The following is a 13,599-nucleotide window of genomic DNA, read 5'->3' on the forward strand; positions in this document are numbered from 1 at the left end:
ATTATTTCAGCAAAAAAGATCTATCCTCCAGCCAGCTACGCATCGTTATTAATTCGTGGATGATTACTGCCGACCATGAAAGTAGAGTCTCGTCATCTTGTTTCTCAGGTGACGGATCGCCATGAATACTGACACGACTGCTACGCCGCATGACGCGATTTTCAAAACGTTCTTAAACCACCCGGCAACCGCACGCGACTTTCTTCAGCTCCATCTTCCAGCCTCTTTACAAAAACTATGCGATCTTAAAACGCTGCAACTGGAATCTGGCAGCTTTATCGAGGACGATTTACGCGCGTACTATTCCGACGTGCTGTGGTCGTTAAAAACTCGCGAAGGTGATGGTTACATTTACACCATTATTGAACATCAAAGCAGCGCCGATGCTCACATGGCATTTCGGCTAATGCGCTATGCCATTGCGGTAATGCAGCGTCATCTGGATGCGGGACATAAGAAGCTGCCTCTGGTAATCCCCCTACTTTTTTATCATGGTGCAGCAAGCCCATACCCCTATTCACTTTGTTGGCTGGACGAGTTTGATGACCCAGAGTCCGCCAGACAGCTTTATAGCACCGCGTTTCCACTGATCGATATCACCGTTGTGCCCGATGACGAGATTATGCAGCACCGCCGGATGGCGCTGCTGGAGCTCATCCAAAAACATATCCGTAAACGCGATTTGATGGGGTTAGTAGAAAAACTCGCCATCCTGCTTGTTAAAGGACACGCTAATGACAACCAGTTGAAAGCCCTGTTTAATTACCTGATGCAGGCCGGGGACACCGCGCGTTTTAGCGAATTTATTCACCAGGTCGCCGAACGTTTACCCCAACACAAGGAGAGATTGATGACAATCGCTGAGAGGCTACGGCAGGAAGGACATTTTAATGGTCTTCAGGAAGGCCATCGGAAAGGATTACAAGAGGGGTTACAAACAGGTCTACAACAAGGCAAACGAGAGGAAGCTTTGCGCATCGCGACGACCATGCTAGCGGATGGTATCGACAGATTAACAATACTCAGAATTACCGGGCTTAGCGCTAAAGACCTGCCTGCGCAACCGCATTAATTTCAGGCCCGGCAAGCGCGACGCTACCGGGCAAGTCAACATTGGCTATAGCTGTTGTTTTAACGCCACCAGCGCTGAGCAGAACTCCGCCGGATGCGAGATAAACGGCGCATGCGCCGCCTTAGCAAACACCAACGACTCGCTCTGCGGCCACAGGGCATCCAGCATCGGGACGACTTTGCGCGGCACCAGGCCATCAAGATGGCCGTATAGCCGCAGGAAAGGCATTTCCACCGTGCACAGCGGTTCTCGCAGATCGACCGTTTTCAGGATCTCCAGCCCGCCATTAAGCACCTCGACGTCCGGCATGGGTAAAGCCAGCACCGTTTTCTTCAACGCTCGCGCATCCTGACGCGCGGTTTCCGTACCCATCGTTTGCAATGCCAGAAAACGCTCCACTGTACGCTGGAAATCTTCGCTCAGCTGCTGCTGGAAGCCTGCCAGCACCTCTGGCTTGATACCCGGCCACTCATCCCGCGCGCTAAAGCAAGGGGAAGACGCGACGGTCACCAGCGCCTGAACACGCTCAGGATGCGTTAGGGCTACCTGACTCGCGACCAGCCCGCCCAAACTCCAGCCGAGCCAGATAGCTTTCTCCGGTGCCTGTTTCAATACCCGCTCAGCCATCTCTTCCAGCGACATTGCACCGAAACCCTGGCTACGACCAAATCCCGGTAAGTCGACAAGATGCAGCGTAAAATGCGAACTCAGTTCCTCGCTTATGCAATGCCACACTTGCGCATTCAGTCCCCATCCGTGCAGCAGCACAAGATGGCAATTTCCCGAACCCTGGGTCTGCCACCAGATGTCATTCATCAGTTATTGTTCTCTTTTAGCCTGAAAGGATGCATCTATGCTAACAGTACCGGGATTGTGCTGGCTATGCCGAATGCCCCTGACGTTAGGGCATTGGGGGATCTGCTCAGTCTGTACGCGGGCAACGCGCCAACACGCCAGCCTATGCCCCCAATGTGGACTCCCTGCCGCTCATACCGTCATTCCCTGTGGGCGTTGCCTGCAAAAACCACCGCCGTGGCAGCGGCTGGTCACCGTCAGCGACTATGCTCCGCCGTTGAGCGGGCTTATTCACCAGCTCAAGTTTTCGCGACGCAGCGAAACAGCCTCCGCTCTTTCGCGTTTGCTGTTGCTGGAGGTACTACAGGCCCGGCGCGTCAGCGCTCTTCCTCTGCCGGACAGGCTGGTCAGCGTCCCGCTCTGGCAACGCCGACACTGGCGCAGAGGGTTTAATCAGAGCGATTTACTGTGCCGTCCGCTTGCACGCTGGCTGGGTTGCGACTGGGACAGCCGGACCATCTCGCGGGTTCGGGCAACCGCCACACAGCACCATCTCAGCGCCCGATTACGTAAACGTAACCTGAAAAATGCCTTTCGCCTTGAATTGCCGGTGCAGGGACTCCATATGGTTATTGTGGATGATGTCGTCACTACCGGAAGTACCGTCGCGGAAATCGCGCAGCTGCTTTTACGCAACGGCGCGGCGACTGTCCAGGTATGGTGCCTGTGTCGAACCTTGTAGAGCCTCGATGATGGGCGTATTATAACCAAGTAAAATAGTCAACTATTAGGCCATTACTATGATCCATATTTCCGATGCTGCACAAGCGCACTTTGCCAAACTGCTGGCAAATCAGGAAGAAGGGACACAAATCCGCGTATTTGTGATTAATCCCGGCACGCCTAACGCTGAATGCGGCGTTTCTTATTGTCCGCCGGACGCCGTGGAAGCAACCGACACCGCCATTAAATTTGACCTGCTGACCGCATATGTTGATGAACTGAGCGCACCGTATCTGGAAGATGCAGAAATCGATTTCGTTACCGACCAGTTAGGCTCCCAGCTGACCCTGAAAGCACCAAACGCCAAAATGCGTAAAGTTGCCGATGATGCGCCGCTGATGGAACGTGTGGAGTACATGCTGCAATCGCAGATCAACCCACAGCTGGCTGGCCACGGTGGTCGCGTATCTCTGATGGAAATCACCGATGAAGGCTACGCCATTCTGCAGTTTGGCGGCGGCTGTAACGGCTGTTCAATGGTCGATGTGACGCTGAAAGAAGGTATCGAGAAGCAGCTGCTGGCTGAATTCCCTGAACTGAAAGGCGTTCGCGATTTAACCGAACACCAGCGCGGCGAGCACTCTTACTACTAACGACCAGACTTGTAGGCCCGGTAAGACGCATCCGCGTCGCCACCGGGCATCGATGCCGGATGGCAGCGTAAACGCTTTATCCGGCCTACGCCCTTACATTTCTCTGCACGTATCCTGTAATAATCCCCCGCATAATTTGACCAGCCTCTCATAATTTAAATTTTGCCTGCCCAGGTGATTTTCAAGCGCCACATGTTACCCGTATCATTCGTATCAGCACCTAACACACACATAATAGTCCGCTAAACTGATTAGTTTTGCAGGCAACCAGCATTGGTGCTGAGAATACTCTGTTCCCGGTCGGGACAATCGGAATTTGTCATCTAAACACTGACGTTACCCATAACAAAGTTAAGGCCAGGTAAATCATGCCATTAGTCATCGTTGCTATCGGTGTAATCTTGTTACTCCTCCTGATGATCCGTTTCAAAATGAACGGCTTCATCGCTCTCGTCCTGGTGGCGCTTGCTGTCGGATTGATGCAAGGGATGCCACTGGATAAAGTCATCGGTTCAATTAAAGCCGGCGTCGGCGGAACCCTTGGCAGCCTCGCCCTGATTATGGGTTTTGGCGCCATGCTGGGCAAAATGCTGGCGGACTGCGGCGGCGCACAGCGCATCGCAACCACCCTGATTGCTAAATTCGGCAAAAAACATATTCAATGGGCGGTGGTATTAACCGGCTTCACCGTTGGTTTTGCCCTGTTCTACGAAGTTGGTTTCGTACTGATGCTGCCGCTGGTGTTCACCATTGCCGCTGCTGCCAATATCCCGCTGCTGTACGTTGGCGTGCCAATGGCTGCGGCACTGTCCGTAACGCACGGCTTCCTGCCACCGCACCCGGGTCCAACCGCTATTGCCACCATTTTCCACGCAGATATGGGTAAAACCCTGCTGTTTGGTACGATTCTGGCAATCCCGACCGTTATTCTCGCCGGTCCGGTATACGCACGTTTCCTGAAAGGCATTGATAAGCCAATCCCGGAAGGTCTGTACAGCGCAAAAACCTTCACTGAAGAAGAGATGCCAGGCTTTGGCGTCAGCGTCTGGACCTCTCTGGTCCCGGTTATTCTGATGGCAATGCGCGCCGTGGCGGAGATGATTCTGCCGAAAGGTCATGCTTTCCTGACGGTTGCAGAATTCCTCGGTGACCCGGTCATGGCAACGCTGATTGCAGTGCTGATTGCGATGTTCACGTTTGGTCTGAACCGCGGACGTTCGATGGATCAGATTAACGACACGCTGGTGTCTTCAATCAAAATCATTGCGATGATGCTGTTGATCATCGGCGGCGGCGGTGCCTTCAAACAGGTCCTGGTTGATAGCGGCGTGGACAAATACATCGCCTCAATGATGCACGGCTCTAACGTGTCTCCGCTGCTGATGGCATGGTCTATCGCTGCAGTACTGCGTATCGCATTGGGTTCCGCAACCGTTGCAGCGATCACCGCTGGTGGGATAGTGGCGCCGCTGATTGCAACAACCGGCGTAAGCCCTGAGCTGATGGTTATTGCGGTTGGTTCCGGTTCTGTCATCTTCTCCCACGTGAACGATCCAGGTTTCTGGCTGTTCAAGGAGTACTTCAACCTAACCATCGGTGAAACCATCAAGTCATGGTCAATGCTGGAAACCATTATCTCCGTGTGCGGTCTGGTTGGGTGTCTGCTGTTAAATATGGCAATCTGATGTAAAAAGCCGGGTGGCGCTAGCGCCTACCCGGCTTGATTTCTTTATTTCTTCTTCGCGGCCGCTTTTCGCCGCTTATCCAAATCCTTAATCAGCTTATTCACTCTCTCATCGGCGAACATCTGCTCCAGCGTGGCGGTGAGCTTACGCCGCCAGTTTTTGTACTGGTCGCTGGTCCCCGGAATGTTGACCGGTTCAGCCATATCCAGCCAGTCTTCCGGTTGTAGGCCCAGCAGCGCACTGTTGCTGTCAGCGATGTAGCGTTGCATGCCGCGATTAAGAATCGGCGTCATCGACATCAGGGATGCCTTGTGACCGGCACGTTTTGGCAGGCAGCCGTATTTGTGCAGCGCGTCCAGCAGCCCCTGTTTCGCAAGTTCTCGGTCCTGATACAACCCGCGCAGCACGACTTCATCCGGATACAGGCCCAGAGCTTTACCCAGCGTCAAATCGCCGCTATCCCAATAACCTTTAAGCGTAGGAAGGTCATGCGTCGCCGCGACTGCCATTGATTGTTCCGGGTACGCTTTCGGCGTACGGAAGTTTTTCTCATGGTCATTCTCGAAATAAAGCACTTTGTAGGAGTACACGCCGCTGTCGCGCAGCTTGCTGACGATCTCCACCGGCACAGTACCCAGATCCTCACCAATTACCATGCAGTGATGACGTTTACTCTCCAGCGCCAGAATTGAAAGCAGGTCATCGACCGGATAGTGCACGTAAGCGCCGTGATCGGCAGTTTCACCGTAGGGGATCCACCACAGACGCAGCATCGACATAACATGGTCGATACGCAGCGCACCGCAGTTCTGCATATTGGCGCGCAGCAGTTCGATAAACGGTTCGTAGGCGCGTGCCGTGATGATGTGCGGATCCATCGGCGGCAGCCCCCAGTTTTGTCCGAGCGGACCGAGAATATCCGGCGGCGCACCAACCGAGGCTTTCAGGCAATACAGCTCGCGGTCACACCAGGTTTCCGCCCCACCTTCGGCCACGCCAACCGCCAGATCGCGATACAGTCCAATCGGCATCGCAAAACTCTGGCTGGTTTTCCAGCAGTCAGCAAACTGGGTATACGCCAGCCACTGTAACCACAGGTAGAAATCCACATCGTCACGATGTTCTTCGCAGAATCGTTTTACCTCTGGCGAGTCCACTGACTGGAAAGCTTCCGGCCACACCGGCCATCCCCAGCGCAATGCGTCCTCTTTCACCTGATGCGCATGCAGCGCATCAAAGGCTGCCTGCCAGTAGAGGCTGTCCCCTTCCTGAGACACAAACTGGCGAAATGCCGCCATCTGCTCCTCATCACGTGCGGAGAAGCTTTTCCACGCCATACGTAGCGCCGTCATCTTCAGTGCAGTAACGGCAGAATAATCAACCCACTCGGCATCGCGCGCACGTTGCAGAGCTTGCTGAGTCGCGGGTTTCTGCCACCACGCCTGCGCCTCTTTACTCAGGCGGAAATCGTCTACGGCGTTCACATCAATATAAATCACGTTCAACCAGCGGCGTGAAGACGGGCTGTACGGGCTGGCGCTCTCCGGGTTAGCCGGATACAGCGCGTGAATAGGATTAAGCCCGATAAATGCGCCGCCGCGTTGCGCCACATCGACCAGCATGGCGCGGAGATCGCCAAAGTCGCCAATCCCCCAATTCTTTTCTGATCGCAGGGTGTAGAGCTGAACGCATGCGCCCCACAGCTTCTGCCCGGCTAACAGCGCCTGCGGTTCATAGCAGCGCTTTGGCGCCACGATGATACGACAATGGGTACGCAGCTCGCCCTGGGTCAGGGTCAACGTGTGATACCCCTCCGGCAGCTTCGCCGGAAGAGTGAAAGATTTACCGCCGACGGCATGCCCTTTGTGCTGCACGCCCTCTTCGGTGGTCAGCAGCCAGTTAAACTCTCCGCTTCCCTCAACCGCCAGCGGCATTTTCTTGCCAGCGGTGTAGACCATGACATTCGGCACCGGAGTTACCGCCACCTGAGTGGCAGCGGTGGTGCGATGCATGGCGTCAAGCAAACGCCGTTTGGTTTCGGCACCAATAGACTGCGGTTTACCGTGGGCATTAATGTAATTGGGGCTGATCCCCGCCGCCAGCGCGGCATTATCCAGACGTTTGCTTTCCATCGCGATTCCTTAACGTTTCGCCTGCCAGATACGAGCCTGATAATCGCGGATGGAGCGATCCGAGCTGAACATGCCGCAACGTGCGGTATTCAGAATCGCCGCCCGGGTCCAGGCTTCCTGGTCACGATACAACACGTCAACCTGCTTCTGAGCTTCAACGTAGGCCGCGAAGTCCGCCATTACCAGATACGGGTCGCCGCCCTGCTTGCCGATACTGTGCAGCATCTGGTCAAAGGCATGCTTGTCGCCGTCGCTGTATTTCCCGCTTTCCAGCTCTTTCAGGACAGCATCCAGCACTTTGTCTTTTTTACGCCATTTCACCGGGTCGTAGCCTTTGGCTTTGAGCACCTTCACCTCTTCCACGGTATGACCAAAGATAAAGATATTCTCGTCACCCACCTTCTCGGCGATTTCGACGTTTGCGCCATCCAGCGTACCAACGGTTAACGCACCGTTCAGCGCCAGCTTCATGTTACCGGTGCCGGAAGCCTCTTTCCCTGCGGTTGAAATCTGCTCAGAGATATCCGCCGCCGGGATCAGCATTTCCGCCGCCGAGACACAATAATCCGGCAGGAAGACGACCTTCAGCTTGTCGCCCACTTGCGGGTCGTTATTGATAGTTTGTGCAACCTGGTTAATGGCGAAGATGATATTTTTCGCCAGGTAGTAACCTGGAGCAGCTTTTGCGCCAAACAGGAATACGCGCGGCACGCGATCTGCCTGCGGGTTCTCACGGATTTCTTTGTACAACGCCAGAATATGCAGCAGGTTGAGGTGCTGACGCTTGTACTCATGCAGACGTTTAATCTGAATATCAAAGATAGCGTTAGTCGTTATTTCAATACCGGTACGCGCTTTAATAAACTTCACCAGGCGCTCTTTGTTCGCCAGCTTGATGTCGCGATACTGCTGACGGAACTTCGCGTCGTCGGCGTATTTTTCCAGGTTAATCAACTGGTCGAGATCGTTGGCCCACTCTTTTTTCAGCGTTTTATCCAGCAGTGCGGCAAGCGCCGGGTTGCACTGCTTAATCCAGCGACGTGGGGTAATCCCATTGGTGACGTTATGGAATTTGTTCGGCCAGAGCTGGTGATATTCAGGGAACAGATCTTTCACCACCAGATCGGAGTGCAGCGCCGCCACACCGTTAACCGCAAAGCCGCTGACCACGCACATGTTAGCCATGCGCACCTGTTTGTTGTGCACCACCGCCAGCTTCGCCCAGACTTCAGCATCACCCGGCCAGGTTTTATCGACCAACGCCTTAAAGCGCTCGTTAATCTCTTTGATGATTTGCATATGGCGCGGCAGTAGCGCTTTCACCAGCTTCTCGTCCCAGCACTCCAACGCCTCTGGCATAAGGGTGTGGTTGGTGTAAGCAAAGGTTTTGCTGGTAATGGCCCACGCATCGTCCCAGCTCATCTGGTGCTCATCAATCAGCACGCGCAGCAGCTCAGGAATGGCAATGGTCGGGTGAGTATCGTTGAGCTGAATAACTTCAAAATCCGCCAGCTCATGAAGTTTACGCCCTGCCAGATGATGGCGGCGCAGAATGTCAGCTACAGAACAGGCACACTGGAAGTACTGCTGCATCAGGCGCAGCTTTTTACCCGCGGTGTGGTTATCGTTCGGGTACAGCACTTTCGTCAGTTTTTCGGCGTCGATGCCCTGCTGCTCTGCGCGCATGAAATCACCGTCGTTAAATTTGGTCAGGTTAAACGGATGCGCGTGGCTGGCCTGCCACAGACGCAGCGGTTGCGCTACGCCGTTACGGTAGCCGAGAACTGGCAGATCCCAGGCCTGACCGGTGATGGTAAAACCTGGCTCCCAGTGGCCTTCTTTGCTGACCTTGCCGCCAATCCCAACCTGCACATCCAGCGCCTCATTGTGACGGAACCACGGGTAGCTGCCACGATGCCAGTCATCCGGGGCTTCCATCTGTTGCCCATCGGCAAACGACTGACGGAACAGGCCGTACTGGTAGTTGAGGCCATACCCTGTCGCCGACTGGCCGACAGTCGCCATCGAATCGAGGAAGCAGGCTGCCAGGCGCCCCAATCCACCGTTACCCAACGCCGGATCGGTCTCTTCTTCCAGCAGGTCGGTCAGGTTGACATCATGTGCTTTCAGCTCATCGCTCACCTCCTGATACCAGCCGAGGTTGAGTAAGTTGTTGCCGGTCAGACGGCCAATCAAAAACTCCATCGAGATGTAGTTAACGTGACGCTGATTTTTTGCCGGTTTCGCCGCAGGCTGGGCGCTGAGTAACTCAGCCAACGCCCCACTCACTGCCTGCCACCACTGGCGCGACGTCATTTCTTGAGCCGACAGTAAACCGAAGCGCTGCCACTGACGCGTCAGGGCAGCCTGAAATTGATCTTTGTTGAAAGTAGGCTGTGACATAGGGGTTCCAGATCCTTAGGTAATAAAACAACGTTATCGCTAGTTTGCCTGGCTCGTTGTTGACATTCCTCATCCTGGCACGGATTAGGGAGGGAGGAGGAGCGGGGATGAGCATAAAAGTGTGATCTCCGCCACTTAAAGGGGGCGTAATCACCCGTAAATTCGCGCAAACCGTGCATAACGCCCTTTGGATGACGCATTAATAACAAAGGATTAATCCACAATCTCAAATAATGGAGTGACGATGAGAAACAAAATGTAAATAGAGAAATAGTTTCTAACCTGAAATATCTATGCCGGGTAAGATAATTCACATAAAAATTTTAAGTCGGCCACAAAATTCGTCGATTTTGATTAGTCGCCTGAGTAACTATATAAAAACAGAGGGATTTTTCGACACATTAAAAATTACAACGGATCCAGTCGCCACGCCTGTTGCGACTCTTTAAAACAATTATTGCAATAGATGTATAGATTTGTGACATAGTGCAAAATCAGACACACAAAAAGTCCGCTTAGCTTGCATAAAACACCAATCTGGCCGACCTTATATCTATTAATTACGAAGCGCAAAAAAAATCATTCTTCCCTATTTTCACACAGTGAAGTGACTAACTTATGTTGATTCCGTCTAAATTAAGTCGTCCGGTTCGACTCGACCATACGGTGGTTCGTGAGCGCCTGTTGGCTAAACTTTCCGGCGTGAACAATTTCAGGCTTGCCCTGATAACAAGTCCTGCTGGTTATGGAAAAACAACGCTGGTTTCACAATGGGCGGCGGGGAAGAACGACTTAGGCTGGTACTCTCTGGATGAAGGCGATAATCAACAAGAGCGCTTTGCCAGCTATCTGATCGCCGCCATCCAACAGGCAACGGGTGGACATTGCACCACCAGCGAAGCGATGGTGCAAAAGCGCCAGTACGCCAGTCTGACGTCACTGTTTGCCCAGCTATTTATCGAACTGGCCGAGTGGCACCGTCCGCTCTACCTGGTGGTGGATGATTATCATCTGATCTCCAATCCGGCTATTCACGAAGCGATGCGTTTCTTCCTGCGCCACCAACCTGAAAACCTCACGCTGGTCGTACTGTCGCGCAACCTGCCGCAGTTAGGTATTGCCAACCTGCGGGTGCGCGATCAACTGCTGGAGATAGGCAGCCAACAGCTGGCCTTTAACCATCAGGAAGCCAAACAATTTTTCGACCGACGTTTGTCCTCTCCCATTGAAGCGGCAGAAAGCAGCCGGATGTGCGATGACGTTGCTGGCTGGGCCACAGCGTTACAGCTGATCGCCCTTTCCGCCCGCCAGAACAATAACTCTGCTCACCAGTCGGCACGACGCCTCGCCGGGATCAACGCCAGCCATTTGTCCGATTATCTGGTTGATGAAGTGCTGGACAGCGTCGACCTCGGCACCCGTCACTTCCTGCTGAAAAGCGCCATTCTGCGTTCCATGAACGATGCGCTGATCGTCCGGGTTACCGGGGAAGAAAATGGCCAGATGCGGCTGGAAGAAATTGAGCGCCAGGGGTTATTCCTGCAGCGGATGGATGACGTTGGCGAGTGGTTCAGCTATCACCCGCTGTTTGGCAGCTTTTTACGCCAGCGCTGCCAATGGGAGTTGGCGAACGAACTGCCCGAAATACACCGCGCCGCCGCCGAAAGCTGGATGGCGCAAGGCTTCCCCAGCGAAGCTATCCACCACGCGCTGGCGGCCGGTGACGCCCATATGCTGCGCGATATCCTGCTTAATCATGCGTGGGGACTGTTTAACCACAGCGAGCTGACGTTACTGGAAGAGTCGCTGAAAGCCCTGCCGTGGGAAAGCCTGCTGGAAAATCCGCGTCTGGTTCTGCTACAGGCCTGGCTGATGCAGAGCCAGCACCGCTACGGAGAGGTTAACACCCTGCTGGCGCGCGCAGAGCAGGAAATAAAAGGCGACATGGAGCCAACGCTGCACGCCGAATTCAACGCTTTACGGGCGCAGGTAGCGATTAACGATGGCAACCCTGACGAAGCCGAACGCCTGGCAAAACTGGCGCTGGATGAATTACCCATCGCCTGGTTCTATAGTCGTATCGTCGCCACCTCGGTGCACGGCGAAGTCCTGCACTGTAAGGGCGATCTCACACGCTCTCTGGCGTTAATGCAGCAAACCGAGCAAATGGCACGTCATCATGACGTCTGGCATTACGCACTGTGGAGCCTTATCCAGCAAAGCGAAATTTTGTTTGCCCAAGGCTTTTTACAGGCCGCCTGGGAGACTCAGGAAAAAGCGTTCCAGTTGATCAAAGAGCAGCACCTGGAACAGCTGCCAATGCACGAGTTCCTGGTGCGCATTCGTGCGCAGCTACTGTGGGCATGGGCGCGTCTGGATGAATCAGAAGCCTCTGCCCGTAGCGGTATTGAACTGCTTTCCACTTTCCAGCCGCAGCAGCAGCTACAGTGTCTGGCGCTGCTGGTTCAGTGTTCACTTGCGCGGGGCGATCTTGATAACGCTCGCAGCCTGCTCAACCGTCTGGAAAACCTGCTGGGCAACGGTCACTATCACAGCGACTGGATCTCAAACGCCGATAAGGTGCGGGTGATTTACTGGCAAATGGTGAGCGACAAAAACTCTGCCGCCAACTGGCTGCGCCACACGCCGAAACCAGAATTCGCCAATAACCACTTCCTGCAAAGCCAGTGGCGCAACATCGCTCGCGCGCAAATCCTGTTGGGTGAGTTTGAACCGGCTGAAATTGTGCTGGAAGAGTTGAATGAAAATGCGCGCAATCTGCGCCTGATGAGCGATCTGAACCGTAACCTGCTGCTGCTTAATCAGCTCTACTGGCAGGCAGGGCGCAAAAATGACGCCCAGCGTGTGTTACTCGAGGCCCTACAGCTGGCGAACCGCACCGGGTTTATCAGCCACTTTGTTATCGAAGGCGAGGCCATGGCGCAACAACTGCGTCAGCTGATTCAGCTCAATACCTTACCGGAACTCGATCAGCACCGCGCCCAGCGCATTTTGCGTGAAATTAACCAGCATCATCGCCATAAATTCGCTCACTTCGATGAAGGGTTCGTTGAGCGTCTGCTGACTCACCCGGAAGTACCGGAGCTTATCCGCACCAGCCCGCTGACCCAGCGCGAATGGCAGGTTCTGGGACTAATTTATTCGGGCTACAGCAACGAGCAGATCGCCGCAGAGCTGGCCGTCGCGGCAACGACCATCAAGACGCACATCCGCAATTTGTACCAAAAGCTCGGCGTCGCACACCGCCAGGATGCGGTGCAACATGCGCAGAAGCTGCTGAAAATGATGGGATACGGCGTTTAGTTAATGCCTGATACGCGACGCTTATCAGGCCTGGAATTACCTTAGCACAGCTCTAACTGAATATGATGGTCAGCAATCACCTGCATCACACCAGCAGGCGGCAGCGTGTCGGTATACACCGCATCCACCATGCTGATGCTGCCCATATTCACCATCGCGTTACGCCCAAACTTCGAGTGGTCCACCACTAGCATCACATGACGTGAATTCTCAATGATCGCGCGTTTGGTGCGAACTTCGTGATAATCAAATTCCAGCAGCGAACCATCGCTGTCGATACCGCTGATGCCTAAGATGCCGAAGTCCAGACGGAACTGAGAAATAAAGTCGAGGGTCGCTTCGCCCATAATACCGCCGTCGCGGCTACGCAGTTCGCCACCGGCGAGGATTATGCGGAAATCCTCTTTCGCCATCAGCGTATTCGCCACATTGAGGTTGTTGGTCACAATGCGTAAATTGCTGTGATTGAGCAGCGCGTGAGCCACCGCTTCCGGCGTGGTTCCGATATCAATAAACAGCGTAGAACCGTTCGGGATCTGCGTGGCAACTTTGCGAGCAATGCGCTCTTTTTCCGCCGTCTGCGTTGCTTTACGGTCATGCCACGGGGTGTTAACCGAGCTGGATGGCAACGCCGCGCCGCCGTGATGGCGCAAAATCATGTTCTGATCGGCCAGATCGTTAAGATCGCGGCGAATCGTCTGCGGGCTGACGGAGAAATGCTCCACCAGCTCTTCAGTACTGACGTATCCCTGTTTTTTTACCAGCTCGATGATCGCGTCATGTCGTTGTGTTTGCTTCATTATTGTTCCCTG

9 protein-coding genes are annotated in these 13,599 nt (G+C 54.1%); 5 read left to right on the forward strand and 4 right to left on the reverse strand.

The window, feature by feature from the left end:
- Positions 1–121 precede the first annotated feature (121 nt).
- Complete coding sequence (locus tag E6P06_RS25685) at positions 122–1,072, forward strand: Rpn family recombination-promoting nuclease/putative transposase (RefSeq protein ID WP_003847998.1); 951 nt, start codon at positions 122–124, stop codon at positions 1,070–1,072.
- A 45-nt stretch (positions 1,073–1,117) separates the two neighbouring features.
- On the opposite strand, the gene bioH is transcribed toward E6P06_RS25685, so the two are convergent.
- The gene (bioH, locus tag E6P06_RS25690; RefSeq protein WP_003847999.1) at positions 1,118–1,888 is read right to left on the reverse strand and encodes a pimeloyl-ACP methyl ester esterase BioH; all 771 of its coding nucleotides are present in this window, start codon (positions 1,886–1,888) and stop codon (positions 1,118–1,120) included.
- Positions 1,889–1,925: 37 nt separating this feature from the next.
- Between bioH and gntX the strand changes: the two genes are divergently transcribed.
- The 3 genes from gntX (at position 1,926) to gntT (ending at position 4,928) form a co-directional block, all read left to right on the forward strand.
- Positions 1,926–2,609 carry a DNA utilization protein GntX gene (gene gntX, locus E6P06_RS25695; protein WP_016151104.1) on the forward strand — a complete coding sequence of 228 codons (684 nt, stop codon included), beginning with the start codon at positions 1,926–1,928 and terminating at the stop codon, positions 2,607–2,609.
- A gap of 58 nt (positions 2,610–2,667) precedes the next feature.
- Positions 2,668–3,243 (forward strand): Fe-S biogenesis protein NfuA, encoded by a 576-nt coding sequence (gene nfuA, locus E6P06_RS25700; protein ID WP_003023509.1) that lies wholly within the window; start codon positions 2,668–2,670, stop codon positions 3,241–3,243.
- 368 nt (positions 3,244–3,611) lie between these two features.
- Positions 3,612–4,928 carry a gluconate transporter gene (gntT, locus tag E6P06_RS25705; protein WP_032950402.1) on the forward strand — a complete coding sequence of 439 codons (1,317 nt, stop codon included), beginning with the start codon at positions 3,612–3,614 and terminating at the stop codon, positions 4,926–4,928.
- A 44-nt stretch (positions 4,929–4,972) separates the two neighbouring features.
- Here the strand turns inward: gntT and malQ are convergent, their stop codons facing one another.
- Positions 4,973–7,060 (reverse strand): 4-alpha-glucanotransferase, encoded by a 2,088-nt coding sequence (malQ, locus tag E6P06_RS25710; protein ID WP_139935833.1) that lies wholly within the window; start codon positions 7,058–7,060, stop codon positions 4,973–4,975.
- 9 nt (positions 7,061–7,069) lie between these two features.
- Complete coding sequence (gene malP, locus E6P06_RS25715) at positions 7,070–9,463, reverse strand: maltodextrin phosphorylase (RefSeq protein ID WP_139935834.1); 2,394 nt, start codon at positions 9,461–9,463, stop codon at positions 7,070–7,072.
- Between the two features lie 618 nt (positions 9,464–10,081).
- Between malP and malT the strand changes: the two genes are divergently transcribed.
- On the forward strand, positions 10,082–12,787 hold the full coding sequence (gene malT / locus E6P06_RS25720; RefSeq protein WP_003848003.1) for an HTH-type transcriptional regulator MalT: 2,706 nt from the start codon (positions 10,082–10,084) through the stop codon (positions 12,785–12,787).
- 41 nt (positions 12,788–12,828) lie between these two features.
- On the opposite strand, the gene E6P06_RS25725 is transcribed toward malT, so the two are convergent.
- Positions 12,829–13,587: a DeoR/GlpR family transcriptional regulator gene (locus E6P06_RS25725; RefSeq protein ID WP_003023499.1), complete on the reverse strand. Its 759-nt coding sequence runs from the start codon at positions 13,585–13,587 to the stop codon at positions 12,829–12,831.
- Positions 13,588–13,599 lie beyond the last annotated feature (12 nt).

Origin of the sequence: Citrobacter sp. CF971 (genome assembly GCF_006385635.1) — a bacterium.
GTDB classification, from domain to species: domain Bacteria; phylum Pseudomonadota; class Gammaproteobacteria; order Enterobacterales; family Enterobacteriaceae; genus Citrobacter; species Citrobacter freundii.

Bases quoted from the DNA above. Each gene is read 5' to 3' on its own strand.
- E6P06_RS25685 (WP_003847998.1), top strand. From the start codon at position 122: ATGAATACTGACACGACTGCTACGCCGCATGACGCGATTTTCAAAACG.
- bioH (WP_003847999.1), bottom strand. From the start codon at position 1,888: ATGAATGACATCTGGTGGCAGACCCAGGGTTCGGGAAATTGCCATCTT.
- gntX (WP_016151104.1), top strand. From the start codon at position 1,926: ATGCTAACAGTACCGGGATTGTGCTGGCTATGCCGAATGCCCCTGACG.
- nfuA (WP_003023509.1), top strand. From the start codon at position 2,668: ATGATCCATATTTCCGATGCTGCACAAGCGCACTTTGCCAAACTGCTG.
- gntT (WP_032950402.1), top strand. From the start codon at position 3,612: ATGCCATTAGTCATCGTTGCTATCGGTGTAATCTTGTTACTCCTCCTG.
- malQ (WP_139935833.1), bottom strand. From the start codon at position 7,060: ATGGAAAGCAAACGTCTGGATAATGCCGCGCTGGCGGCGGGGATCAGC.
- malP (WP_139935834.1), bottom strand. From the start codon at position 9,463: ATGTCACAGCCTACTTTCAACAAAGATCAATTTCAGGCTGCCCTGACG.
- malT (WP_003848003.1), top strand. From the start codon at position 10,082: ATGTTGATTCCGTCTAAATTAAGTCGTCCGGTTCGACTCGACCATACG.
- E6P06_RS25725 (WP_003023499.1), bottom strand. From the start codon at position 13,587: ATGAAGCAAACACAACGACATGACGCGATCATCGAGCTGGTAAAAAAA.